This is a genomic window from Aliivibrio salmonicida LFI1238, from assembly GCF_000196495.1.
Taxonomy (GTDB): Bacteria; Pseudomonadota; Gammaproteobacteria; order Enterobacterales; family Vibrionaceae; genus Aliivibrio; species Aliivibrio salmonicida.
In genome coordinates, this window is the sequence record NC_011312.1 from 953,363 (window position 1) to 979,635 (window position 26,273).

The 26,273-nt window shown below is 40.0% G+C and carries 19 protein-coding genes and 2 pseudogenes; 5 read left to right on the plus strand and 16 right to left on the minus strand.

Translation table 11 applies throughout. The annotated features are described in order from the left end of the window. Positions 1–77: 77 nt before the first annotated feature. Both VSAL_RS04785 and dcuC read right to left on the minus strand, forming a co-directional pair. Positions 78–2,450, minus strand: coding sequence for a YgiQ family radical SAM protein (locus VSAL_RS04785; protein ID WP_012549643.1), 2,373 nt, complete (start codon positions 2,448–2,450; stop codon positions 78–80). Positions 2,451–2,797: 347 nt separating this feature from the next. Further along, a complete protein-coding gene (gene dcuC / locus VSAL_RS04790; RefSeq protein WP_012549644.1) occupies positions 2,798–4,165 on the minus strand; it encodes an anaerobic C4-dicarboxylate transporter DcuC in 1,368 nt (455 codons plus the stop codon). Positions 4,166–4,490: 325 nt separating this feature from the next. On the opposite strand from dcuC, the gene VSAL_RS04795 reads away from it, so the two are divergent. Continuing rightward, positions 4,491–5,198: a hypothetical protein gene (locus tag VSAL_RS04795; RefSeq protein ID WP_012549645.1), complete on the plus strand. Its 708-nt coding sequence runs from the start codon at positions 4,491–4,493 to the stop codon at positions 5,196–5,198. Positions 5,199–5,265: 67 nt separating this feature from the next. Beyond that, complete coding sequence (locus VSAL_RS04800; RefSeq protein WP_012549646.1) at positions 5,266–5,460, plus strand: DUF4250 domain-containing protein; 195 nt, start codon at positions 5,266–5,268, stop codon at positions 5,458–5,460. 17 nt (positions 5,461–5,477) lie between these two features. Here VSAL_RS04800 and VSAL_RS04805 read toward each other — a convergent pair whose 3' ends face one another. Then, positions 5,478–6,389 (minus strand): LysR substrate-binding domain-containing protein, encoded by a 912-nt coding sequence (locus VSAL_RS04805; protein ID WP_012549647.1) that lies wholly within the window; start codon positions 6,387–6,389, stop codon positions 5,478–5,480. A 220-nt stretch (positions 6,390–6,609) separates the two neighbouring features. Between VSAL_RS04805 and VSAL_RS04810 the strand changes: the two are divergent. Together VSAL_RS04810 and VSAL_RS04815 are read left to right on the plus strand one after the other, a co-directional pair. After that, a pseudogene (locus VSAL_RS04810) lies at positions 6,610–6,927 on the plus strand (5-methyltetrahydropteroyltriglutamate--homocysteine S-methyltransferase); the annotation flags it as partial. An 80-nt stretch (positions 6,928–7,007) separates the two neighbouring features. Further along, positions 7,008–7,889: an IS982-like element ISVsa6 family transposase gene (locus tag VSAL_RS04815; RefSeq protein ID WP_012548944.1), complete on the plus strand. Its 882-nt coding sequence runs from the start codon at positions 7,008–7,010 to the stop codon at positions 7,887–7,889. Between the two features lie 24 nt (positions 7,890–7,913). Here VSAL_RS04815 and VSAL_RS04820 read toward each other — a convergent pair whose 3' ends face one another. Beyond that, positions 7,914–11,534, minus strand: coding sequence for an SslE/AcfD family lipoprotein zinc metalloprotease (locus tag VSAL_RS04820; RefSeq protein WP_044583394.1), 3,621 nt, complete (start codon positions 11,532–11,534; stop codon positions 7,914–7,916). Between the two features lie 286 nt (positions 11,535–11,820). Then, positions 11,821–13,071, minus strand: a complete 1,251-nt coding sequence (gene glyA / locus VSAL_RS04825) for a serine hydroxymethyltransferase (protein WP_012549648.1) — start codon at positions 13,069–13,071, stop codon at positions 11,821–11,823. Positions 13,072–13,385: 314 nt separating this feature from the next. Between glyA and VSAL_RS04830 the strand changes: the two genes are divergently transcribed. Further along, a complete protein-coding gene (locus tag VSAL_RS04830) occupies positions 13,386–13,994 on the plus strand; it encodes a YitT family protein (RefSeq protein WP_012549649.1) in 609 nt (202 codons plus the stop codon). 72 nt (positions 13,995–14,066) lie between these two features. On the opposite strand, the gene VSAL_RS04835 is transcribed toward VSAL_RS04830, so the two are convergent. From VSAL_RS04835 to VSAL_RS04880, 11 genes and pseudogenes are all read right to left on the minus strand, one after another. After that, on the minus strand, positions 14,067–14,393 hold the full coding sequence (locus VSAL_RS04835; protein WP_012549650.1) for an MliC family protein: 327 nt from the start codon (positions 14,391–14,393) through the stop codon (positions 14,067–14,069). A 123-nt stretch (positions 14,394–14,516) separates the two neighbouring features. Continuing rightward, positions 14,517–15,485: pseudogene (locus VSAL_RS04840) on the minus strand (ABC transporter ATP-binding protein). After that, on the minus strand, positions 15,482–16,492 hold the full coding sequence (locus VSAL_RS04845) for an ABC transporter ATP-binding protein (protein WP_012549651.1): 1,011 nt from the start codon (positions 16,490–16,492) through the stop codon (positions 15,482–15,484). Before VSAL_RS04845 ends, VSAL_RS04840 begins: the two are co-directional and overlap by 4 nt. Before the next feature lie 23 nt (positions 16,493–16,515). Next, a complete protein-coding gene (locus VSAL_RS04850; protein WP_407921275.1) occupies positions 16,516–18,357 on the minus strand; it encodes an extracellular solute-binding protein in 1,842 nt (613 codons plus the stop codon). Between the two features lie 31 nt (positions 18,358–18,388). Then, on the minus strand, positions 18,389–19,432 hold the full coding sequence (locus VSAL_RS04855; protein ID WP_173362136.1) for an ABC transporter permease: 1,044 nt from the start codon (positions 19,430–19,432) through the stop codon (positions 18,389–18,391). Between the two features lie 11 nt (positions 19,433–19,443). After that, the gene (locus tag VSAL_RS04860; RefSeq protein ID WP_012549654.1) at positions 19,444–20,472 is read right to left on the minus strand and encodes an ABC transporter permease subunit; all 1,029 of its coding nucleotides are present in this window, start codon (positions 20,470–20,472) and stop codon (positions 19,444–19,446) included. Between the two features lie 255 nt (positions 20,473–20,727). Continuing rightward, a complete protein-coding gene (locus tag VSAL_RS23615; protein ID WP_162467883.1) occupies positions 20,728–20,892 on the minus strand; it encodes a hypothetical protein in 165 nt (54 codons plus the stop codon). A gap of 156 nt (positions 20,893–21,048) precedes the next feature. Further along, complete coding sequence (locus VSAL_RS04865) at positions 21,049–21,780, minus strand: DUF3726 domain-containing protein (RefSeq protein WP_012549656.1); 732 nt, start codon at positions 21,778–21,780, stop codon at positions 21,049–21,051. Continuing rightward, the gene (locus tag VSAL_RS04870) at positions 21,777–23,462 is read right to left on the minus strand and encodes a hypothetical protein (RefSeq protein WP_044583203.1); all 1,686 of its coding nucleotides are present in this window, start codon (positions 23,460–23,462) and stop codon (positions 21,777–21,779) included. The genes VSAL_RS04865 and VSAL_RS04870 overlap by 4 nt, the downstream gene beginning before the upstream one ends. Positions 23,463–23,584: 122 nt before the next feature. Beyond that, entirely contained in the window at positions 23,585–25,159 is a 1,575-nt protein-coding gene (locus VSAL_RS04875) for a BCCT family transporter (RefSeq protein ID WP_012549658.1), read from the minus strand. A 98-nt stretch (positions 25,160–25,257) separates the two neighbouring features. Beyond that, positions 25,258–26,247, minus strand: a complete 990-nt coding sequence (locus tag VSAL_RS04880) for a membrane dipeptidase (RefSeq protein ID WP_012549659.1) — start codon at positions 26,245–26,247, stop codon at positions 25,258–25,260. Between the last annotated feature and the right edge of the window lie 26 nt (positions 26,248–26,273).

The window sequence follows — 26,273 nt, forward strand, 5'->3', positions numbered from 1 at the left end:
TTCAGATAATAAAAAAGCGAACCGACAAGGTTCGCTTTTTTTATGCATGTTAATTTGTTCTATTTAAGAAACCGTAATTAACGGTGTTTTGGTTTATTACGTTTTGGTGCTGAACCGCTTGGCTTATTTGCAGTAGGTTTACTGCTACCAGGTTTGCCATTACCACTTGGTTTGTTGTTTGAATAACCGTTGCGAACCCCATTCTTTTGACCGCTAGAGGCTGGTTTATCTGAACCAGAATTCCCTGTACGGTTTTGTTGCTGTCCTTGTGTAGCAGGCTTGCCACTGCGGTTACTATTATTTTGACCACTGCGATTATTGCTAGTACGAGGATCACCATCAAACTGCGCTTGCGTATGCTTAGTTGCAAAGCGTTTTGCGCCATGACGACCTGTTTGACGACGTTCAGCCGGTGTTTGTGTATCAATGTCATGTTCAGGCACTAAACAGTGTGGTTTGTCACCAATAAGGTGCTTTTTACCCATCTCAGTTAATGCTTCACGGATCATTTTCCAGTTTTTAGGATCATGATAACGCAATAGGCCTTTGTGCAGTCGGCGTTGACGCTCACCTTTTGCAACGGTCACATCTTCACGTTTTTTATATTTAACGCGTTTTAGTGGGTTGGTTTCTGAGTAATACATTGACGTTGCATTACACATTGGTGATGGATAGAAGTTCTGAACCTGATCACACTCAAGGTTGTTCTTTTTCAGCCACATCGCTAGATTCAGCATGTCTTCATCTTCTGTGCCCGGGTGAGCCGAGATAAAGTAAGGAATTAGATATTGTTTCTTACCTGCTTCTTTGCTGTATTTCTCAAACATTGTTTTGAAGCGATCGTATGACCCCATCTCAGGCTTCATCATAAGATCTAATGGGCCTTTTTCAGTATGTTCAGGGGCAATTTTTAAGTAACCACCAACGTGGTGAGTCACTAACTCACGTACGTATTCTGGCGATTCAATCGCTAAGTCGTAACGAACACCAGAGGCAATTAAGACTTTCTTTATGCCTTTTACTTGGCGTGCTTCACGGTACAAATCAATCGTATGTACGTGATCGGTATTTAACTTGTCACAGATCTTAGGGAAAACACAAGATGGTCGACGACACGTTGCTTCCGCTTTTGGTATTGAACAACCTAAACGGTACATATTTGCTGTTGGGCCACCAAGATCTGAGATCGTACCGGTAAATCCAGGAACCTTGTCGCGAATTTCTTCTAATTCATTAAGAATTGATTTTTTAGAGCGGTTTTGAATGATACGACCTTCGTGCTCTGTAATACTACAGAACGAACAACCACCAAAACAACCACGCATAATGTTGACTGATGTTTTAATCATTTCATACGCAGGGATTTTTGCTTTGCCATACATTGGGTGTGGTACGCGTGCATAAGGCAGATCAAACACAAAATCCATTTCTTCTGTTGTCAGAGGAATTGGCGCTTGGTTTACCCATAACTCACGATCACCATGACGTTGGATTAATGCACGACCAGAATATGGGTTCGTTTCTAAATGCATAATACGACTAGCATGAGCATAAAGAATACGGTCACTGTTTAATTTTTCAAACGGTGGAATGCGAATTGCTGTTGTTTTTGAATCATGGCGAGAAGCGGTTACCGTAATAACTTGTGGTTGCTCTTCTTTCACTTCAGCTTTATTGGTTTCGCATTGTTCTTCTGTTGCGTATGGGTTAATAGGCACAAACATAGTTTTGCCTGGCTTCTCAATACGAGATGAATCAATGATTTTAAATCCTTCCGGTTCCGCTGCGAGGTTAACGGCAGTACCACGGATGTTGGTCATTGTTTTCACGTCTTCACCACTAGCAAGACGGTGAGCAACCTCAACCAATGCACGTTCCGCATTACCAAACAGAAGAATGTCGCCTTTTGCATCAAATAATACAGAACGACGAACTTTGTCAGACCAGTAATCATAATGCGCTAGACGACGAAGACTTGCCTCAATACCACCCAATACGATAGGGGTGTCTTTAAACGCTTCACGACAACGTTGAGAATAGACTAATACTGCACGATCAGGGCGCTTACCGCCTTCATTGTTTGGAGTATAAGCATCATCGTGACGAAGTTTTTTATCCGAGGTATAACGGTTGATCATGGAATCCATGTTACCTGCAGTGATACCAAAGAATAAGTTTGGTTGACCAAGGATCATGAACTCGTCTTTGTTTTCCCATTTTGGCTGGGCAATGATACCAACGCGGAAGCCTTGTGCTTCTAGCAAACGTCCGATGATCGCCATACCAAAACTTGGGTGATCCACATACGCATCCCCAGTTACAATGATAATGTCGCAGCTATCCCAACCAAGTTGGTCCATTTCTTTACGAGAAGTAGGAAAGAAAGGGGCTGTTCCATAGCATTCTGCCCAGAATTTCGGGTATTCGTTTATTGGAGTTACGTTGTGCATTAGTTCACCTCAGAATTTGGAGGCCGAATTATACCGATTTGAGAGTGTTTTAACCAGAAAAGAAAGGCCCCTTTCTAAGTAAGAGAATTATTTGAAGAAATATTATAAAAATAAGCGGTAAAGATAAGCGACGGAAGTGGCGGAGAGAAAGAGAGCGACAAGGATGGCTGTTTGTCTAATCATTACTAATTTACCTATTAATTGTAGATTCATATTTGAGGTAAATATATAGGCTATCGATGCATTTTGGGTGAGCAAACTGTAAATTCTTTGTGATAAAGGTGCCTACTATAATAAAAAACGCCAGTACTTTTACACTACTGGCGTTAATATCACTTTTTACTTAATTATACGTACATAGGAACCAGTACCATTGTGCCTACGATAACCGTAATTAAACCGCAGATAACAGGAACAGAGGTACGTTTAACTACTTCAAATGGACTGATTTTAGCCATACCAGATGTCGCAACAATAACACCAGATACCGGTGAAATAGTACGACCAAGGTTAGATGCTTGAAGCATCGGAATGATTAAGAATGCAGGGCTTAGACCCATTTTATCAGCAAGTTGTGGAGCAAGCTCAACAAAGGCATAAAATGGTGCGTTACCAGAACCGGTAGCAATTGCAGCGGCTACGGTTAAACCAGTAAGAAGAAGCATTAACGCCATACCACCAGCACCAGCAGAATCAGCAAGGTGAAGTAGGTTATCAATGGCACCTACTGACATTAGACCTTGTGCAAATACGCCAGCGGCTACCAATAGCATTACCACGCCTTTAAATGCATCGGCCATGCCTTCGTAGCATGATTCTAAATCTTCAAGTGTTGCTCTGCCGTTAAAGCGGTTAGTAATGAAATTGACGATCGCGCCAATAAAGATAGACGCTACAACGATAGTATAAATATCTAAAGATAAACCAGGGATAGTTTGGCCGTTGAAGATAAAAACACCCACAATTGGCAAGAAAGGCAAAATCGCGTAATAAGACGGCGCGTTTACTTCCATTGCCGAAATATCCACTTTTTCCATTGGCGTGTTTTCTTTCTTATCTAGATACTTGTTCCAGAAGAAAGCGGCGGCGGCCATTACAATGATTGCACAGATAGAAACAGGTAATACCGTTTCAACCGCAAAGGTATGTAAAGGAAGGCCAGACTTTTCTGCTGCAACAATAACATCACCAGAAGTCGGAGAAAGAATGATTGCGGCTGGTGAAGCACAAACGGCTACTGCTGCTGGGCGAGAAATACCCATTGCTGTCATCATTGGGAAAAGGGTTGCCATTAACAGCACACCAAGACCTGTTGCCGAACTTACAGCAAGGGACATTAAACATGCCACAATGTAAGCCGCTACAAGTAACACATAAGGTGATTTAATAAATGCTAATGGTTTAGAAAATTGTTTAACAACGACATTATTTGCGCCAATGTGAGTCATATAAGAAGCAAAACCACAAAGTAGCATGATTTGCATACCCAAGCCGCCCCCACGATATTGCAGCATGTATTTCACGTATTCTAATGCGTCGGTTAATAAGTTACCTGTTGTCGCAACTTTAGCCGGTAAAACAGTATGGCCTAATAAACCCGCAATCATTAATAACGCTAAACCCGCAGTCAGTAGAACACCGGCAGCCTTATATCCTTTGACAATAAAGTAACCAACCAAAACGGTGATCACTAAACCAATCATTAACTCCAACATGGAATTTCCTTCTAATAAAGTTTCAAAAATACAAAAATTGTGTAACTTACATACATTTTCTTACACATTTCATAATAGAAACTTACCTAAGTTTTGTTTGTGGCACATCACCTAGTTAACCTCATTATGATCTAAAACAAACAATAATTAATTTTGTTAATAACATGCTATTGGCTTGTTGTTCTTGTTGCTATAAAAGGATAATAAGTTGAAAGAGATGACGTGATGTTTTGAGATGTTGAGTAGATATGGTTGTTTTTTCACCGTACTAGACGAAGTGAAAATAGGGTTTATACTAGCGTTATTCTAATCCAGTGGCGTAATTATGTTTTTTCAAACCTTACAATATATTCTTATTCCTGCACTGTTAGGTGCACAAATCCTGTTAACTATTATTTTGCATAAAGGCGATATTTGTCCTGGTCAACGAGGACGAATTCACAAATGGTTACCAGTATTAATTTTAGGTTGGTGCCTTATTGCGGGCGTTGGGATGACTTACGCGATGGTTTTTGCCATTAATCTTATTCCTGCAATTGCCATTGCTGGGTTTTATTTTAGTGTTAAAACAAGTAAAACTCGAGATAAAGGGCCTCTAATTATTATGGCTCTAGCGAATGGGTTTGCAGCCGCAAGTTTTGTTAATTTGGCGTTAGGCTCCGGCTCATTTACGCAATTGTTTTTTGCTCTTATTGGTCCTTTCTTGTTTGGTGCTTTGTTAACTCATCTTTTATTAACGTTGGCACGAACTCGCTTACAGGCATTTCATCGATTATTACCCATCAGTGGAATTATTAGCGGCATAGTGATGGTTGTTATCTTACTATGTCAAACCCTAAGTATTCATGAAATCTTCTTAGACAGAATGGCTGTTAAGTTGGGTATTGGTTTAGGACTGATGTTACTGAGCCTTGGTTTATGGAACTTTCACTTGTTTAATAAGCAAGCCGCTAAATGGCAATTTTTAGTACCAGCAAGCATTATTATGGCTATTTCTGGTTATTATCAATTTCAGTTGTTTTTTGTGATGTAGCCCACGTCTTGCTTCCAAAATCTGGTCTATTCTAATCTTGTCTCTTAAGCAATATGGAGGGTGAAGATTGGATTTAAGTAATGCTCATGGCCTAGAAAGTGGAATTCTGCTCGGCATCATTAACGAAAAATTGCGATTGGAATGTCACAGTCTAGAAGAATTATCCAGAATGTATGAGCTTGATACAGAAGGAGTTCAAGACAAGCTCAGTGGCTTGGGTTATAAATATGACCCATTAACGAATCAATTCAAGAATAAATGATTTTAAACATACCTCATTTAAGTCATTTTAATACCATCTAAATGACTCTGGCTCTGCTGTTTCGCAGTAGAGAAAAATGCTTGTAAATATTTTTTATCATGTTCGCTGTCTCTAACGGCAGCGAACAATCTTCGCCATAACCCTTTTCCTAATGGTTTACTTTCAATCAACCCCTGTCGTGAAAATTCGCTAATTGCCCAATTTGGCAATGCTGCAACCCCTAATCCTGCGGATACCATCTGTATTAACATTAATGTGTTTTCTGCCTGCTTCCATTTAGCGGGTTCAACGTTGTTTGGCGATAAAAAATGCTTAACCACGTCCAATCGTTGCTTTTGTACTGGGTACGTCATCATGGTTTGATCGATCAAATCTTCCGGTTCAATGTATTCTTTACTTGCAAGAGGGTGATTGGTTGCCATGACCAGGCGCATTTCAAAATCGAACAAAGGTTCGTAATGTACTTCATTACGAGGTTGAATATCAGAAGTGATAACCAGATCTAAATCTCCATTAACTAATGCCGGTAAAGGTTCAAAACCAAAGCCAGATGAAAAATCCAATTCTACTTCTGGCCAACCGACTTGATACTCTTTAATTGCAGGCATTAACCATTGAAAGCAAGAATGACATTCGATAGCCATGTGCAGCCTTCCATGAAGATCTTCTTTTAAACTTGCGATGTCATATTCAGCTCTGGCCATTTTAGGCAAAATATCATCAGCAAGAGTTAACAGTATTTCACCTTCAGACGTAAATTTGACTGGGCGAGTTTTTCGTAAAAAAACAGTGCCACCAAGGCGAGTTTCAAAATCTTTTAATTGATGAGACAGTGCTGATTGAGTGAGGTGTAGGGCATTTGCTGTTGCGGTTAATGATCCCGTATCTCTAAGTGTGACTAAGGTTTTTAGGTGTTTTAATTCAATCATTATAATTCCTCAAGTTCCGTTTGAGTCAGTTCAATAATCTTCACAGTAAAGTGAAAAACCTTCAAAGTAAACATCTAGACGGCTAAATGATGTTAATACTTTAATTGAAAAATTATTGTTGTTGAAATAAATTCATAATCAATGTGAATATTTCTCCGTTGTGCCTGGTAAAGAAAAGAGTCATTGTTTAGCCATCCAAACGGCTAAGGGAATTAGAGCAATGACAACAGAATTGAAAACAAAAACAGTAACGCATATTTTAGGTTATCCACGAGTAGGCGCTCAACGTGAACTTAAGTTCGCACAAGAGAAATATTGGCGCGGGGAGATCGAACAAAAAGAATTATTATCAGTAGGCAGTGAGCTTCGTCAGCGTCATTGGAATGATCAGGCGGCGTCTGGATTGGGTTTTGTTACTGCGGGTGATTTTGCTTGGTATGATCATGTATTAACGACAAGTTTATTATTAGGTCATGTACCTGCACGTCACAATACCGGTTTTCCTGATTTAGATACCTTATTTAACCTGAATTCTGGATAAGGCTGAACTAATTGCCCACCTAACGATCAGATCTTTCGACCAAGAATTATTTGAACGTATTTTAAAAGGTGGGCAAGATGAATAAATTAGTTGATATATTTTGTGATGTCGATGATTTTTGTTATCAATTCTTATCTCAATGGGAAAAATACCTTGTTGAGGCTAGTGAGAGAAAAAGAAAACGTCAGTCAGTAATGTCTACTAGTGAATGTATGACTATTGTCATCGCTTTTCATCAATCAAATCATAGAGATTTCAAGAACTTCTATATCGGGTTAGTTCATCAATATTGGAAAGGATACTTTCCAAATTTACTTAGCTACACTCGATTTGTGAGCAAAATGCCTAGCCTAATCGCCCCAATGTGTGCCTATTTTCAATCTATCAAAGGTAAGCCGACTGGCATTGCTTTTGTTGACTCCACGAGTCTTAAAGTATGCCATAACATTCGAATTCCTCGCCATAAAGTCTTTGATGGTGTTGCGAAAAGAGGAAAAGGTACCATGGGATGGTTTTTCGGCTTCAAACTTCATTTATTGATTAACCATCTTGGAGAAATTATTTCGCTGAAAATCACAGCTGGCAATGTAAATGATAGGACTCCTGTACCTGATTTATGCAAAGAACTCTCGGGGAAATTGTACGCTGATAAAGGGTACATAGGTAAAAAGTTGAGTGAGAGCTTAAAGAACTCTGATGTCGATTTAGTGACTACCTCGCGAAAAAACATGAAAGCAAAAGAGATAAGTGCTTTTGATAAGGCTATGTTATCAAAGAGATACATTATCGAAACGATAAATGACCAATTGAAGAATATCTCTCAAATTGAACATAGCCGTCATCGTAGCGTGACTGGTTTCATGCTAAATGTAATTTCAGGCGTTGTGGCTTATTGTTTAAAAAAACAAAAGCCACGAATTAAGCTATCAGAATGTGAATTTGAACTAATCCTCGCTTAAAGCATGTTTTATCCAGAATTCAGGTTAACTAAACTCATTAAGATCAGCTGTCTTAACGTTATTAAGAGCAGTCGTATAAATAAATGAGCCCGTATCTATTTCAGCAATTGGAGCCGTTGATGACTCAGGGGCATTTATCCACTCACCTTTTGCGCTATCAGGATCCTTTTTCCACCACGCTGCTTTTTCAACACCAATAAGATTAAACGATGCAATCGTTGAACCTCCACTCAGAACCTCAGTTGGCTTAACATAAATTAGACCACCATAAGGCACTTTAAAGGTCAGTAATCTTCCATCATAAGCATAACTAGTTTGCATTCTTGGTGGACGATTTAGACTGGTTTCATGCTGAGGTTTACCCGTTAGATCATCCGCCATCATGACGGTGATCGTTGCCGAAACCCCGCCATTAATAGTGATATCGCTAAGTTGGGGCGCCCATAACCCCGTAGATTGATTATTTCCTGCAGAATAACTGACCGCTTTACCTGCCGTCTCGATATTTACGGTCTCTGTGATCGTTGAAGCGACGGTTCTACCTGGGTACTTAGTCGTATCAACCGTGATTTCATGATCCCAGAAAGAACGACCTAACATAATACGAGTTAGTGGTTTTTCCATGTAGTTTAGTGGGTAACTTGGATTCATTTGCCCAACAAGTTCACCTTCACCATAAATCATTCCATTTTTAATTAACTTAGTCGCTAAATCATCAGGACACGTTAATCCATTGCCATGCGCATTATTCGTGTAGCAATTAAGAAAACCTACCGCAGTTTTAAAGCCGAGTTCATCTTGAACGTTTGAATCATAAGCATAAGCGTTGTCATTCCACATCCAAATAGAAAGATTATCGTAAGTTTGATTTAACTCGACGGAAGATAAACGAATGCCTTGCTTACCTTTGGTGCGGTAATAAAGCTCATGCTCCATTAGTGCATTAAAGTTATCACCAAGGTTTGCCGCTTTAACCATACTTTCTACAACGTCTTGACTCATTTGATAGCGTTCAAAATCTGCACGTCCGTACGACCCACGAACTTCTATACCATCACCTTGACGAGTTTCTATGCAGTTAAACTCATATTCATAACCATTAGAGCATAAAGGAGTGCCTTTAAACGCTGTTTGTAATTCAGAGATTGCAGCCGCTCTTTCTTCTTCATTTTTAACAAAAATACGAGCAAATTTGGTTTCCATTACTGGAACACCATTTTTATCTAATACTGGCTGACCTTTATCATCACGTTTGATCATTTCATAGGTTGGGATTTCAAATTTGATCTTAGTTTCATCTTTGATCCACTCGACCGAACCATCCTGAGTAACTGTATAAGGTTGCTTTCCGTCCACATCTTGGAAACGTTCAAGAACCACCATTTCATACTGACTCTTTACATGAAGATTTGGGGATGGTACTTGACAATAATATGACGAGCCACAAAATGCTTGCGATGTGGGCGTTACGTTACTTCCACCTAATGATACACCTGCAGAGTCAGCTAAACGCCCAATAGGTTCAGGGTTAGTGATTCTATCGATAGCGTCCATAAATAGAACGCTACCACCATCATTAATGTACGTAATTAAAGCGGTAATATCATCTTGACTCAGGTTTGGATTCTCTAAATCAGCAATAAAACGATGACTCATGCCATCACCTTGGGGCTTCGGAGGGTAAGCTTGAAGAATTAACAACGGTGTTTCTGATGCCGATAAATGCCCTGAAAAACCATCTTTAGTTAACATTTCAACAGAAGAAAAGCCAAAAGATGGATTAACAAAGAAATCATATGCAGTTCCATGAGAAGTACCAGAACGTAAAGCTGTAGCAACGTCTATATTGGAAGCAACATTGATGCCATTGATTGTCTTATCATTATTTAACCATGTAAATAAATTAGAGAAAAAGGTCTTCATACTGCCGTTATCATTACGAGGATCATTTGCTAGATCAAATGACGATGTACATGATTTTTTGACACTATCAATACGTAAAGCACCATTAGCCCAATAGTTATCAGGGCACGAAATGATACTCGGGTACATGCTATTCCCCATAAATACCACTTTACCCGCACCAATTTCACCGGCGGTAACGAATGGGAAACCGAACGTTGCATTATCTTTCGATACAACAGGGATAGCTGGCATCTTATCTATTCCTGGGTATTCCGCAATATAAGGACGACCTTCACGAGTCCATGCTTGCTGCTGACCAAATGGGATGTCTTTATTAATATCAGCACGAGGCATCATTATTGGAAATGCTCGATTAGATAAATTTAATGCGCGCATTCCTCGAGTGTAACCTGTCGCACCATAGAAACTGCCGTTGTCATTAAATACATGGAAACTGCCAACCCCCTTGAATATTGCAGTGAGAGAGTCGGTAACATAGGTACCACTATCTACAGCAAATACATGTGGATAATCTGAAAAATAAAATGATGACCCTTGCGGTTGTAACTCTGCATCAATAGCGGCAGTTAAACCATGTTCAAATTGTGCATCAAATTCATTCGGAATCGAGAACTGTGTGCCTTCAATCATTCCACCGCTAGGTAAATTCAGATTAATTAATTCATTGATTACGTTAGGATAAAGAGAGAAAACCTCTTGTACTCGATTTGATATAAGCAGTGTATTATTACTATTTTCTGCATATCGAGTGATTAATGACTGAATATTTGATTTTACAATTTCATTATCGCTGACATCTGTAATTTTATAGTTAATTTGGTTGCCGGTTACACTACCAAATTCAAAAGTATCAATACTAAAGGTAAGTTTGTCACCCCACAGGTATTCAAATTCACCATTGTCATCCGTGATCCCAATAGCATTAGTAGAAAAGAAATTAACCCCAGCTAATGGTGTACTATTATCACCTGTTAATTTACTTTTAGTTAACACCTGTGCCGCTGAACTTGGTTTATAAGCGTAACTGTCTTCTGCGCTGGCTGATACAAACCCACTATTGAGGTCATTGCTTGTACCAGGCGTGACAACTGGCGCTATTTCAGCATCAACATGAGAACTTGGTGCTTTACCGACGTCATCAGTGGCTTCTTCTTCTTTCGGCTTTAAAAATTCATTCACGGACTCATTATTATCTAAGTCTAAGTAAATATCTTGAATATCAAATGCATTTATTTCATTTAAACAAATACCATCTTGCAGCTCACATGTGGAAATGGATTGTAGAACTTTCGTTACGTTAACCCCTTTACTGTCTTGAAGATCAAAAGAAGCAGGCACGATTGTATTAACCAAATCGATTGATTTAACCTTAGGAAAAGAAGCTTTAAAACGACCTAACTCTACCGCACCAAAAGAACAGTTAAATTCATTCCCTTGTTTAACGGTAAATGTACTTGTATTTTCATCTAAAACTACGCCGTTACACCAGACGTCACCAGAAACGGTTTTACCCGAAGCCATCAAGGTACCAACGTATGTCACCGGAGGAATAATATCCGTTGGTGGTATCGGTTCTGGCGTTGGTTCAGGCTTGGGAGGAGTCACCGACCCACCGCCAGTTCCGACATCAGGAATTGCTCCTGATGTATCTATATTCTCGTCATTACACCCAGCAAGCAGCATCGATATTAACGACGCTAATAATAATTTTTTACTCATGGCTCAACCTTTTAAAAGTGCCGAAACTAATCGTCCAGTTCACTAAGGCCGAAACATATCACATTTATTTTCACTCAATCTTATAAATAATACAGAAATAGAATAAAAATCATGAATGTGAATTATATTTACATTGAATTACTGAATGTTATGTAGTTATCTTCTCCAATCTGCACATTAATCACATAAAGAAATACAACCCTCAACAGTTCATTAAATTTTAGGCAATAAAAAAGGCCAACCTATAACAGGCTGACCTTTTCAATTTTTAAAACTGAATTAAAAATTAAGCGTATACAGGTAAACGCTTACAGATTTCTAATACTTTCGCTTTAGTTGCTTCGATAACAGACTCATCACCCATGTTGTCTAGAATGTCACACATCCAGCCAGCAAGGTTCTTCGCGTCTTCTTCAGAGAAACCACGACGAGTAATTGAAGGAGAACCAACACGGATACCAGAAGTAACAAACGGGCTACGTGGATCGTTTGGTACTGAGTTTTTATTCACGGTAATGTTAGCTGAACCCAGAGCCGCATCGGCTTCTTTACCAGTGATGTCTTTGTCGATTAAATCAACCAAGAACAAGTGGTTTTCAGTAGAGCCTGAAACGATGTTGTAACCACGAGCAAGAAACTCTGCAACCATTGCTTTTGCATTAGCAACAACACGAACTTGGTATTCTTTAAATTCTGGTTCTAGTGCTTCTTTAAATGCCACCGCTTTACCAGCGATAACGTGCATTAGAGGGCCACCTTGACCACCAGGGAATACTGCTGAGTTCAGTTTCTTGTAAAGATCTTCGCCTTCGTTAGAAAGAATAAGACCACCACGAGGACCAGCCAATGTTTTATGCGTTGTTGTTGTTACTACGTGAGCGTGTGGGACAGGGTTAGGGTAAACACCAGCAGCAATAAGACCCGCTACGTGAGCCATATCAACGAAAAAGTAAGCACCAACTTTGTCTGCGATTTCACGCATACGCGCCCAATCACAAATTTGAGAGTAAGCAGAGAAACCACCGATGATCATCTTAGGTTTATGTTCTATTGCTAGCGCTTCCATTTCTTCGTAGTCAATTTGACCCGCTTCATCAATACCGTAAGGAATGATGTTGTAAAGCTTACCAGAGAAGTTTACTGGAGAACCGTGAGTTAAGTGACCACCGTGAGCAAGGCTCATACCTAACACGGTATCGCCAGCGTTTAGTAGTGCCATGTAAACGGCATTGTTCGCTTGAGAACCTGAATGCGGTTGTACGTTTGCGTACTCTGCGCCAAACAATTCACATGCACGGTTGATAGCCAGTGTTTCCACTTTATCAACGAACTCACAGCCACCGTAGTAACGCTTACCAGGGTAACCTTCAGCATACTTGTTTGTTAGTTGTGAACCTTGAGCTTCCATCACTCGTGGGCTAGTGTAGTTTTCAGAAGCAATCAGCTCGATATGCTCTTCTTGACGTACTGTCTCTTCCTGGATTGCTGCAAACAAGTCTGCATCGTAATCTGCAATGTTCATATCACGCTTAAGCATCTGTATCTCCTGACTCAGATAAATATAAAACCCAAAAATAGCCCAATGACGCAAACGATTACGTCACTAGCCTTAACTGGTCGTTATTCTACATAATTTGATCTGGATCAGATAGCCTCAATTGTACTTTTCTTTGTTATTTTTGTTGGGGATTACTCATTATCAACATGAAAGATATTCATTAAGTGTCAATTTTTAGCTTTACACTGTGTAAAGGGTTAACTACAAACTACGCCGGATATTTGTAGCCAACAGATTGCATAAAATCCATCTCACCCTATGCTAGCCTGCATTATTTTGTTGGTATCGATATTATGGAAAAAATCAAACACACTCACAAAGAAGATGTCATTGCGATTTTAACAGGGACATTTTTAGTCTCTCAAGGGATCTTCTTTTTGCAAGCCGCTAATTTATTAACGGGCGGAACAACAGGCTTAGCATTGCTGTTAAGCCAAATGACAGACATCAGTTTTGGGGTTTTATACTTTGTATGTAACCTCCCTTTTTATGCGCTAGCTTGGAATCGATTCGGTAAGAAGTTTGCACTAACAAGCTTAATTTCAGGTGCACTCGTTTCTATCATGACCGATCATCTAAATATGATGATTTCAGTTGACCATATTAATGATATTTATTGTGCAGTTGCTGGCGGTTTATTGATGGGGTTAGGTATGCTGATATTATTTAGACACCGTTCAAGTCTTGGTGGCTTTAATGTCTTATGTTTATTCATTCAAGAGAAGTTTGGCATTTCAGTAGGCAAGGTTCAAATGGCAATTGATTTCTGCATTTTAAGCGCCTCTTTCTTCTTTATTACGCCTTCGTTATTACTGATTTCCGTTCTTGGTGCTATCGTATTAAACATTGTGCTTGCAATGAATCACAAACCAAATCGTTATATTGTGACTTACGGGTCGTAGTTTCCTCATAAACAAAAGTGACATGAAATGGCCATGTAATGTCAACTACGTGGCCATTTTCAGATCCAACAATTACTGTATTACGGTGCACTCTTTAAGAACAACGCGACCTAACTCAAGAATTGCAGAATCCCCCTTCCCATGAAAGACAATCGTCTTACTCACATCAGGCATTCCATCATCTGAAATGTATTTCATCCCTGATGCTGATACTGCTCTTTTTAATGCATAATCTTCTTTTGGTAATTGCAGTAACGCGTTATCGTCATTAAATGTTATTTGAAAATTACGTCCTGCTTCGCACGTATAGTGCACGGGTTGTGCCGTTCCCATATCTGGCATCGTCGTCGAACAACCAGCAAGCGTCATCACAGCAGCCAAAGCGAATAATTTTTTCATACCTTCCTCAATCGTTTTATTTTTACTGATTATAGAATAAATGAACTCAAAAAAGAGGGTTCAAAATAGATATTTATTCAACTCATCCGTTAAATAACAGCCACTACTCCCCCCTGATATCTGTTATTCATATAGGTGACAAGCAACATCATGCTCAGCACTATCAATACACTGTCTTTGTGGTTCTATCTCAACGCATCTTTTTTCAGCTTTTGGGCATCGAGTCGAAAAACGGCACCCTTTAGGTGGGTTAATTGGCGAGGGTACGTCGCCTTTTAGTATGATTCTTTTTTTTCCTCTAAGTCGAGGATGAGCACCCGGAATCGCAGACAATAACGCTTCTGTATAAGGATGTTTAGGTGAATGATATAAATCCTCTGAATTGCCGTACTCAACAATCTTCCCTAAATACATAACCGCCACTTTATCTGAAATATGTTTCACTACAGAAAGATCATGAGCAATAAATATAAGGGCTAAATTCATCTCCTTTTGAAGATCTAATAACAGATTAATGATTTGCGCTTGTACTGATACATCCAATGCCGATACCGACTCATCACACACTATCAATTTTGGTTTTAAAGCAATGGCTCTCGCAATACCAATTCGTTGTTTTTGTCCCCCAGAAAACTCATGTGGATAACGAGTAATCGCACTGGGTGATAATCCCACTTTAACTAACAGATCCTTTACCCACTCTTTGCGCTCTTTCGCTGTCCCTATACCGTGAATAATGAAAGGTTCTTCTAAAATCATTTCAATAGTATGCCTTGGGTTTAACTATTCTGTAGGATCTTGAAAGATAATCTGCATGTCTTGACGCAGAGATCGCATTGCTTTATTTCCAAGATCAGTAATGTCTTCTCCTTCAAAAAAAATGTTACCAGCCGTTGGTTCAAACAACTTCAGCAAACTGCGCCCTAGTGTGCTTTTTCCACATCCAGACTCCCCAACTAATCCTAACGTCTCACCTTCAGTAACACTCAGAGATACGCCATCCACAGCATGTACAATGTATCCTTTATTAAATACACCTTTACCTGAAATGAAATGTTGTTTTAACCCCTCAATTCTTAATAACTCCGTCATAATGTCCCCTCTGATTTATTCTCAATCAACTGACCAGAAAAGTGACAGCTCACATTATGCAACGGTGAAATCTGAGTCAATTCAGGAACCACTAAATCACATTGGTCTTGTTTGAATTTACAACGAGTAGAGAAGCGACACCCTTGAGGCATTTCATTTAATGATGGTACGGTACCCTGAATGGTTTCAAGCTCTGTTTTAGGTTGTAAACTTAAGCTTGGCATTGAGGACATTAATCCTTGAGTATAAGGATGCAGAGGATTATCAAATAACTCAAAAATGTCAGCTTGCTCAGCCACTCGACCAGCGTACATCACCACCACTTCGTCACAGATTTCAGCCACAACACCAAGATCATGAGTAATAAAAATGATCGACATTCCCGTCTCGTCTTGCAGTTTTTTCATTAACGTTAAAATTTGCGCTTGAATCGTGACATCAAGTGCCGTCGTTGGCTCATCACAAATCAATATATCTGGCTCACACGCTAATGCGATTGCGATCATCACTCGCTGCCTCATCCCCCCTGATAAACTATGAGGGTATTCATGTAAGCGAGATTCAGGAGATGGCATGCCTACTTTTTCAAGCATTTCGATAGAATACGCTAAACGCTGTTTTTTGTTTAAATCAGAGCGATGCAATTCCAACACTTCATTGAGTTGTTTCCCAATCGTATGTACCGGGTTTAGTGCCGTCATTGGATCTTGAAAAATCATCGAAATGTGATTGCCACGCATTTCATATAATTGACTTGGACTAAGTTGAACTAAATTTGTATTACCATATAAAATCTGTCCAGATACGACATTGCCGTAAGGCTTAGGCAATAAGCCCATAATAGACAATGCTGTTACGCTTTTTCCACAACCTGATTCTCCAACAATGCCAATGGTTTTCCCTTTAGGGACATCAAAACTGACACCATCAAGTACTCGAATGATCCCTTCATCGGTTTCAAATTCAGTGATCACATTTTCCACTGACAATATGATTTGTCTATCCATGCGCATCTTCACTATTTTTATAGTTATAATTTATAGGTTTCATCAATAATAATAACGGGCTCAAATGCCTTACCTGATTTCATCGCCGCTTTGGTTTCCTTTTTTATCGATGCATCAATCCAGAACGTACTGAAGGTTTGAGAAAAACCCCAACCATGGAATAAATAACCCGTTTGTTTGGTTGCCATTTTTTCGGGTAACTTCATCCAACGCCAATAACCAGAACGAGCGTAAGGCACCATATAACCGGGAACAATAACATTAGCATCTGCAATCGCTTGTTGAATTTCGCGAGACAATGCCTGTTTTTTATCAATATCAAATTCGTTTTTAAATGAATCGATTAAGGTATCCAGTTCAGGTGACGTAAAATTAGTAAAATGATTGGTTTGCGGTTTATTTGCATTGTCTGAATGAAAATATTCCCAATACGCAGGGATCTCACTGGTTCCCATATTATGAAAAGAAATGTCGTGCTTCTTCTCAAGTACGTATTTAAACATGCTTGAACCATCGATCAGGTTTAACTCAAAATCGACTCCAGCAAGCTTGGCTTGTTCACGTAATACCGCAATTCGAGGAGTATGAGCTTGAGCGGAATACGTGATGGCGAAACTGAGTCGTTCACCCTTGGCGTTTATTCGAATGCCATCAGGGCCTATTTTTTCAAATCCGGCTTTCTCAAAATATTCGATGGCTTTTTTCGCATCAAATGTAGGTGCATTGATGGTGGTATTATCGTAGCCAATATGACCAAATCCCATCCCATTGGGTTTACGTGAATAGTCCCCTCTCAACACTTTGGCGATCATCATGTCAAAATCGGTGGCATACATAATGCCTTTACGAATGTTCATGTCATTCAGCATCGGTTTTGCTGTGTTTAGCCATAACCCACCCGCACCAACAGGGGCTTGGTTATATACCCAGGCCTTCTGAATATACCCATTTTGATAGTTTTTACCGTTCGATTTCTCATGCCATAAATCGGGACGAAGTAACGTAAAAGAATCTAAATTTCCTTTTTCAAAATGCTTTAATGCTATGTCATCATCACGGATCACTTTGATATTGATTTTCTCTACGTTGTAGCGATTCTGATTGTATTTATTTTCATAGCCCCACCAATCTTCACCCACATGTTTAAAAACAATATTTTTTCCTTTTCTGATTTTATCGATGTAATAAGGTCCTGTAACTGGTTCTGGTTTAAAGTTATATTTACGAACAAATTTATCGTCAATACCATCGTTGTTTTCATCGAGTTTTGGTTTGCCATAGAAATGCGCTGGACGGGGCATTAAATTAGTATATTGAATCAACTCATCACGATTACGTTCTTTGGCTGAAACAACCCCAATCGTATGAGCGTCATAAGAAATAACATCGGCGATTTCATTGGTAAAAAAATCGTTATACCACGGCGCGACAATGTCTTTTGAGCGCATTAACGTTAGCATGAATTGGTAATCATCCGCGGTTACCGGCTTTCCATCACTCCATGTTGCTTTTGGATTTAATTTGAAATACATCGTTTTATTATCGTCACCAAACGCCCACGATGTCGCCAAGCCAGGCAGCCACTCACCCGTATTTGGGTGTTGAATTAACGGCGGTAAATTGGCCTCTACAATCCAAGAACGAAAAGCACCATTTGAATCGGGACCAACCGAGCGAAATGTCTGCGGAAAACTCAACGAATACGTACGATAAGTGCCACCAAACACGGCCTCTGGTGAAGCAAACGTCGGCGCTAAATCATTCGTTTTCCATTCTAAATTTGTCGGTAATTCAGCAGAAAAAAGTCCGACGCTAAATAACGCTGCAGATGCCGAAAATAACGTCATTTTATTTTTTATTGTCATAGATTCCTTCCTATTATTTATTCTTTTTGGCTTACACATAACGCGTGTGTTTTTTAGGGTCAAAAGCTTCTCGTATTCCCTCACCAATAAAAGTCACCATAATCAATACTGTAACAATAGCAGTCACGACCGAACTTGCTATCCAAGGAGAATCTAAATTGGATTTACCTTGCTGTAATAATTCCCCCCAACTCGGTGTGGGTGGCATAAGCCCTAATCCTAAATAATCCAAAGCGGTTAGCGCGGTAATATTAGCCACAATCGTAAATGGTGCTAATGTCACTATCATCACCATCGTATTGGGTAAAATGTGATGAAATAAAATTCGTGAATTTGAAGCCCCTAACGCTTTCGCAGCCATAACGTACTCACGAGATTTCTCTTTATAGGTCATTGTTCGCATGTACCATGTCATCCCCATCCACCCAAACATGACATTAATTAGTGTGAATAGCATGAAGCTAGGTTTCATTATGGAAACAAGGATCATGATGACGAATAAAAAAGGCACCATTGACCATATTTCAATAAAGCGCTGAAAAAACAGATCAAACTTGCCCCCAAAGAACCCCATTGCACAGCCAACCGATACACCTATCGCATATGAAATGACTAAAGTAATAAGCGCAAAGCCTATCGCAATCCTAAAGCCATAAACTAACCGCGATACAATATCTCGCCCAATGGTATCGGTACCCAAATAATGCTGCGCTTCAACACTAGGCGCGGTAGGCGGAAAATCCCCTGAGAAATCTTGTTCATAAGGATTCCAAGGCACAATCGGCATAACAACAAAATCACCATTATCTTGTTCTTTAAATTCAGCTTTTAAGTCTCGATAATTCGTTTCATGGACATAATCTAATCCAAACATTTCGCCTGATTTAACATCACCGTACGTTGGAAAGTGCCACTCACCTTGGTAACTCACCAGTAAAGCTCGACTGTTTACAAAGACTTCAGCAAAGATCGACAACACAAGCAATAAGAGCAGAATAATGAAAGACCAATAACTGCGTTTTATCGCTTTAAAGCGCTGTATTTTTTTCTGCGTTAATGGACTTACTTTTAAGATAGACGACATAGTTAGGCTCCAAACTTAACGCGAGGATCAACCACCGCCACACACACATCAGATAAAATATTCCCTATCATCAGCATCATTGCGTTAATAGCGAACAACCCCATCACAACCGGGTAATCTCGCTCCATGATCGCTTCATAACCCAGCAACCCAATACCATCAATATTAAATATCACCTCAATCAAAAATGATCCCGTCATAAAAAACATCAACGAATTACCAAAATGACTCGCGACCGGAATTAGACTGTTTCTTAATGCGTGTTTACGTACGGCCGTTTTAAATGGCAACCCTTTTGCAATGGCCGTTCTTACATAATCGGCCGTCAAATTTTCCATCAAATTGTTTTTCATCGTCATTGTAAGCAATGCAAAATCGCCAATCAGATAACAAAACAGAGGCAAAACCGCATGCCACATAATGTCTTTTATTTGTTCTATCGCACCGTAGTCATCAAAATCATCACTGACAAATCCCCCCATCGGGAACCACTCCATTTGATAACTAAATAAACTAATTAAGAAAACGCCAATGACATAACCGGGCAAAGAAAAGCCAACAAAAATAGCGACAGAGGACATAGAATCGAGGATGGAACCGTGCTTTAAGGCTTTAAAGTAACCCAGAGGAATTGAAATAAGGTAACTGAGTAAAAAGGTCATTCCTCCATAAAATAAAGACACGGGTAATCGTTCAGAGATCATGTCCCATACGGGTTCGTAATAGCGGGTGGATTCACCGAGATCAAGAACGACCAATTTTGTTAACCAATCATAATAAGCTTCAAACACGGGCTTATCTAATCCATAAAAGGCGTTAAGTTCTGCGATTTGCTCTTCAGATAATGCATTATTTCCATCAGTAACGCTGCTGGTTCCCCCAGTTTCAGAACTCCCTTGCATTTGTAAACTCAGCAGCATTCTTTCTACTGGTCCACCAGGCACAAATCGGGTTAGCGCAAAAATGAGTAAGGTAATACCGATGAAAGTAGGGACAACCAATAAAAGCCGTCTAAATAAATAAGATATCATCCGTGATTAGTACTCCATGTCCAAGGCGCAGACTCCGCTGCTTATCATTATTTTTTATAATAGTTTTATTAAGTTAGCTCAATAAATAGAGAATCACAATGAAGGCTAGTGAGAATGCAATCAAGTTAACAGTTTGCAGAACTCTCATGGAAGGGAGAGCGAAAAAGTGTTTGGCACTATTAAAATAAAAGTGCCCCACATAAAAGTTAAAGCGGTAATGTATCGACAATCAGAAAAAGAAGTTAACGCCGAGGATTATTGAAAAGGTACTTCGGTTAAGTGAGCCAAAATATCTTGTTGTTGCTCATCGGTCAGCTGATCCCATGTATTTATCGAATCGTTTGACTGAGCAGGTTGAGTAGGCAACGTTTTTATGGTTTCTTCATCTGAAACCATGCTGTTTTTATCTAATTTATTCATATAAATCACCATACCCTTTTGCTCTTTAATTAAGACTTAACGCAATATTGTACTTAAAGTACTTTGCATTCATTTTACTACTGAGTCAATAGTATAAAAAACGCCCATCGTTTTCACCATGAGCGTTGTCATCTTAATCGTTAACTATGTATGGTTTCAGGCTAGCTCTCCCGCACCTTTTAACGATTGCTCACTGTTTTCGACTAAAATAGCGGTCGCTGTTTTTTTCAAACTTTCCCAATCAGCATCATCAACCTGAATGCCATGACTCCATGCATTTTCTTGTGATCCATTCAGCTCAGCCGAATTAATATGAATGCTGTACCCTTCAGATAAAGCAACCACATCAAAATCTCGTACTGATAATTCAATGGTCATGTCATTTAATTTTCCACTGTTGAGCTCAACGTCATCTGACAAAAACAATTCAGGTGATACACACCCTCGATTTAAAACATACAAGGTCCGTTTAGGGCTAGTGCCATTTTCCCACTCGGCTTTACAAGCGATGCCTTTTGCTGCCAACTTCACCAACTCACTGTAGGCGAGCCAACGGTTATGACATTTGGTTAATGTGATGCTTAAGCGTTTACGTTTCACCATTTTTTCAACCGCGTAATCAACAATCACAGGTAAATGGCAAGCCACACTGCAACCGTGTAAATCCACCACTAAATTACCTGATTTGCTCATGGTTATTTCGACAGGACAATCCTCCTCAACCGTTAAAAATTTGGTCGAATTATTAAAATGTCTGACGCCATTCAACCCAACCATTTGCAGATCTGCCACCATATTGGCAATAACATCGGCTTCTCCGCACGTTCGGCGCATGCCTAAGAATGCCTTATTAGTTACCGCTACTAATTCATTGTGTGACACGATCATTGGCCTTCTCCTGCATTTGGCAATAACGGGAATAACCATTCCCCATCATGAACTTCATCTAACAAAGGCGCGCCTTGAAAAAAAGTAACTCGAACCCAGCGATCGGATCGTGGATCAAACTTCGTTGCACCAAAGACGGCTAATTTACAACGTAATAAATGCATTGGTAAAGACGACTTATGTAGTACATTCATTTGAATATCACCTAACGCTTTATGTCCTAATGTCCATACTCTGCGGCTTATTGCGCGATATTGAGGATGCTCCACTAAGAACTCTGCTAAAGACATTGATGCCTCACATTTCAATAATGCGTGATAAAGACGATACACTTGACGGCCAATATCAAGAGGCAATTCTCTGTCTTCGCCTTTCTCTTCACCTCGAACCCCAAGACGCGGTTCTTCTTTATCTTGTGAGCGATACCAAAACCAATAATTATTTTCAGGTTTAGTGAAGTCCGTTTTAATTGCCCACTGATAGCACGCTTCTAAGGTCGTGATTAAGTCTTGAATCTTTTTTCCACTAGGTAAAGATAGATTTTCATTGCCGTTCATTTGTTCTTCAAAGCGATCAACTAATTCAGGATAGATTTCCATCAAACAAGAGAGCAACATTTCTTGAGCTTCTAAACTCATACCATTTGAATGGGTAACGACGTCTTCCCAAGTCGAACTTTTCGCCACGATGTTATCTAAACTGGCAATCAATTCGTTAAGCTCAGAAACCGCACGATGATTTAGCGCATCTTGGTGTTCATTAATCGTGATCACTTGCTGTAAATGTCTTACGCCTTTGCGCAATAACGTTTGTAATGGCTCTTTTCTCTCTCGTATTACAGGCGCATTAAGTACCGCAGATAACGCCATTTCTCGTGCGAACATCCACTGATCAACAATGCAAGGATGGTTAATTAAATAAGGAGCCATCCCTAACCCTGTCGCATTACCAACACCAAGATAGCGTTGCAATTCACGATCGAGAGTAACGGCATTCACTCCCCCTTGCTCTGTCGCTAAATAATGAACCCAGTCCAAACTGAACTGACGTAATAAATAAACAGCACACATTTGAGCGCTAAAAGACTGATTAAAATCGGCATTGTTTTCTAACAATTTAAAGTCTGCAATACCAAATTTACCATTACCATACACCGCGGTCGTTCTTAAAATATACCCCACCTCGGCAAGCTCTTTTTGATTGGGTTGTTCGCCTCTAGATAAATGAGAGACAAGATGATCAAACACTCGAACACTTTTATTTGCTCTTGCTAACACCAAGACATTATTTGAGTTTCTACCCGCTTCTTGCAATGGAACATTGGCTCTTAATTGGCTTAATAAATCGACATTTACCTCCCCAAGAACCAAAGCAAACGTTACGTCCCACTTTTCAGCAATAACACGATCATTACGTTCTTCATCTGCAATTTCGTCACAAAAAACAACCAAATGATACGTATCATTCGGTGTCACTAATTTATAAATAACATGACCAAAACCTTGTGGTGATAATTGCCATTCATACTTAGTGACTTGCCACTCTTGCTGTGCCATTTTGCGTATTAAGCTACGAACAAAACTGATTCTATTTTGGTGCATTGCACCCAGTCTTTCCGGCGCCATTACAATTTCAGGTTTACGCAGATGAGTTTCAGCGTACGTTGAACGATGTGCATCCATGTTGCTCACCACCATTTCTAATTATAGGTGTATTGATAGGGGCTCTTTTATTAGAATTTAGTTCATTATTAGAGCCAAGTTGAGCGGCAAACACCGCTCTTGCTTCACGTTATTGGATGGGTTTACAACCCTTGTTCTTTTGCCATCCTCATGGCGATCCGTGGTGCATCCCAAAGTGAGGGCAACAAGATTAAAGAGACAGGAACAGCGGTAATGACAATGAAGGATTGCAATGCTGATATACCACCAGATCCAAGAGAGATAAGGATTAATGCCGTTACCCCCATCATCACGCCCCAAAAGGTTCTGATAATGGCATTTGGCTCTGTTTCTCCACTGATAACCACACTGATGGTGTATGTCATCGAGTCACCCGTGGTCACAATAAAGATGGTGGTTAAAATTAGAAATAGGATTGACGTTACCATTGGCATTGGCAATTGAGAGGTCACGGCCAATAAAGCCCCCGGTAAGTTAAACCCTTCAAAAGCCGAGCTCACACTGCCTGGATTCGCAATTTCAAAAGCCAATCCTGAACCACCGACTATCGTGAACCAAAAGCACGTCACAAGCGGTGCAATAATACTAATGGTAGAGATCAATTGGCGAATACTGCGGCCGCGTGATATGCGAGCAATAAAAATCGCCATCATTGGTCCGTACCCTAAGAACCATCCCCAGAAAAATACCGTCCACCAACTTAACCAGCCTTCATCACCACGATAGGTTGCCATCGGAATGAAATTATCAATCATGCTGCCCACCCCTTGGATGTAGCCATTGACGATAAAGTTAGTTGGACCAAAAACAAGCACATAAATCATCAATGCTGACGCTAAAATAACGTTATAACGGCTAAGCATTTGCATACCACGATTCAAACCACTTAACGCAGAAATTGTGTATAGAGCGATAGCGAATAATATGATGATGAGCTGTGTGGTAAAACCATCTGGTATATCAAACAGAGCGTTTAACGCATAGCTCACCTGTAGACCTAAGAAACCAATCGGACCAATTGTCCCTGCCGCAACCGCGACAATACAACACGCATCAATCAATGCACCTGTGTGGCCAGTCAGTACGCGTTTACCAAAGAGAGGATAAAGTAAAATTCTCGGTTTAAGCGGTAACCCTTTGTCATAATGAAGATGCATAACAACAATGGACGTTAAGCTCCCCACGATTGCCCATGCTAAGAATCCCCAATGCATGAAAGATTGTGATAACGCATTAACCGCCGCTTGCTGTACGTTCTCTTGCGCGCCATATAATGGTGGTGCACTAACAAAATGAGCTATCGGCTCAGCCGCGGCCCAAAATACGCCTCCACCCGCTAATAAAGTACAAAAGATGATCGCCATCCAGCGGAATCCGTCCATTTCAGGTTTATCTATTCCCCCCAAAATAACTCGACCAGTACGTCCTGCTGCCAACCCTAAACCAATTAGGAATGTCAGTAATAATAAGATTTGCCAATAAGGACCAAAGACACTCACAGCCCATGCAAATCCACTATTAACAATGGTCGACAGTAATTCAGCATTCACTAACGCAAGTGAGACAAATAAAGCGATAAAACCACCGCTATACCATAAAGCGGGGTTATCGAGCCCCAGTTTTTCTGCCGTGGATTCATTCTCTTTTATTGACGAATTCTTGCTTGAACTTTTCATGTTATCGGTTACATCAGACATACTCTGGCTCCAGTATTCAATTTGCAGCTGCAAAGGTGTGCTTGCTACCTACCCTATTATTGTTGTATTGAGTAGGTGCTCCATGTATGGGTTTCGTTTTACGAAATAGGCTCTAGTCCTTGCTTTAAAAAGTTAAACCAGTTTTCACCCAGTACTTTTCCGGCCTCAGATTCACTGAATCCATGACGCATTAATCCGTTGTAGATATTTTCCATTCCTGCACTGCCACAAAACCATGGGAGTGCATCGGGCCATCCTGAATTACTGGCGGACCCCTCTCCATAATTCATCGCTTTTGACCAACGACCATTACGCATCCATTCCAACACTTCTTGTGGTTGGTTTAAGCACAAATCACTGCCAATACCTAAATGTTCTATTCCGACCATATCGGCAGTTGTTGCTACCATTTGGCAAAAATCATCTAGGCTACATTGACTGCCATTTGGCAAATGAAATGGATATAAACTAAAACCAAGTAGTCCACCACGTTCTGCTAATGCTTTAATTACCGTGTCTGATTTATTACGTAATGCATCATGAGCAAAAGAAGGATTGGCATGACTAATACAAATAGGGCGTGACGATAAATCAATTGCTTCAAGCGTTGAACGCTCTGCACTGTGAGACATATCGACGATCATCCCTACGCGGTTCATCTCTTCAATCACTTGCTGACCAAAACGAGTAATACCAGTATCATTTTTTTCATAACATCCCGTCGCGAGTAGACTTTGGTTGTTATAGGTCAATTGCATGATGAGCAACCCTTGTTGACGCATGACTTCAACTAAGCCAATTTCATCATCAATCGGAGAGCAGTTTTGCGCACCAAAGAAAATACCCACCTTGCCTTCCGCTTTCGCCAATTCAATATCCGCCATTGAATAGACAGGCATTATAAGATCGGCATTTTGCTCAAAGCGTAAGTTCCACTCAGCAAAACGACTCAACGTTTCTCGTGCGTTTTCGTGGTACACCATGGTGGCATGAACCGCTGTAATGCCACTGGCTTTTAGAGTCTGAAAATACTCTCTATCCCAATTGCAGTATTGCAAACCATCGATAACAATCCGTTGTTGATACATAACACGCTCCTTATTTCATTTCGGTT

Excerpts from the sequence above, each read along its gene's own strand:
- VSAL_RS04785 (WP_012549643.1), bottom strand. The coding sequence starts at position 2,450 with ATGCACAACGTAACTCCAATAAACGAATACCCGAAATTCTGGGCAGAA.
- dcuC (WP_012549644.1), bottom strand. The coding sequence starts at position 4,165 with ATGTTGGAGTTAATGATTGGTTTAGTGATCACCGTTTTGGTTGGTTAC.
- VSAL_RS04795 (WP_012549645.1), top strand. The coding sequence starts at position 4,491 with ATGTTTTTTCAAACCTTACAATATATTCTTATTCCTGCACTGTTAGGT.
- VSAL_RS04805 (WP_012549647.1), bottom strand. The coding sequence starts at position 6,389 with ATGATTGAATTAAAACACCTAAAAACCTTAGTCACACTTAGAGATACG.
- VSAL_RS04815 (WP_012548944.1), top strand. The coding sequence starts at position 7,008 with ATGAATAAATTAGTTGATATATTTTGTGATGTCGATGATTTTTGTTAT.
- VSAL_RS04820 (WP_044583394.1), bottom strand. The coding sequence starts at position 11,534 with ATGAGTAAAAAATTATTATTAGCGTCGTTAATATCGATGCTGCTTGCT.
- glyA (WP_012549648.1), bottom strand. The coding sequence starts at position 13,071 with ATGCTTAAGCGTGATATGAACATTGCAGATTACGATGCAGACTTGTTT.
- VSAL_RS04830 (WP_012549649.1), top strand. The coding sequence starts at position 13,386 with ATGGAAAAAATCAAACACACTCACAAAGAAGATGTCATTGCGATTTTA.
- VSAL_RS04835 (WP_012549650.1), bottom strand. The coding sequence starts at position 14,393 with ATGAAAAAATTATTCGCTTTGGCTGCTGTGATGACGCTTGCTGGTTGT.
- VSAL_RS04845 (WP_012549651.1), bottom strand. The coding sequence starts at position 16,492 with ATGGATAGACAAATCATATTGTCAGTGGAAAATGTGATCACTGAATTT.
- VSAL_RS04850 (WP_407921275.1), bottom strand. The coding sequence starts at position 18,357 with ATGACAATAAAAAATAAAATGACGTTATTTTCGGCATCTGCAGCGTTA.
- VSAL_RS04860 (WP_012549654.1), bottom strand. The coding sequence starts at position 20,472 with ATGATATCTTATTTATTTAGACGGCTTTTATTGGTTGTCCCTACTTTC.
- VSAL_RS23615 (WP_162467883.1), bottom strand. The coding sequence starts at position 20,892 with ATGAATAAATTAGATAAAAACAGCATGGTTTCAGATGAAGAAACCATA.
- VSAL_RS04865 (WP_012549656.1), bottom strand. The coding sequence starts at position 21,780 with ATGATCGTGTCACACAATGAATTAGTAGCGGTAACTAATAAGGCATTC.
- VSAL_RS04870 (WP_044583203.1), bottom strand. The coding sequence starts at position 23,462 with ATGGATGCACATCGTTCAACGTACGCTGAAACTCATCTGCGTAAACCT.
- VSAL_RS04875 (WP_012549658.1), bottom strand. The coding sequence starts at position 25,159 with ATGTCTGATGTAACCGATAACATGAAAAGTTCAAGCAAGAATTCGTCA.
- VSAL_RS04880 (WP_012549659.1), bottom strand. The coding sequence starts at position 26,247 with ATGTATCAACAACGGATTGTTATCGATGGTTTGCAATACTGCAATTGG.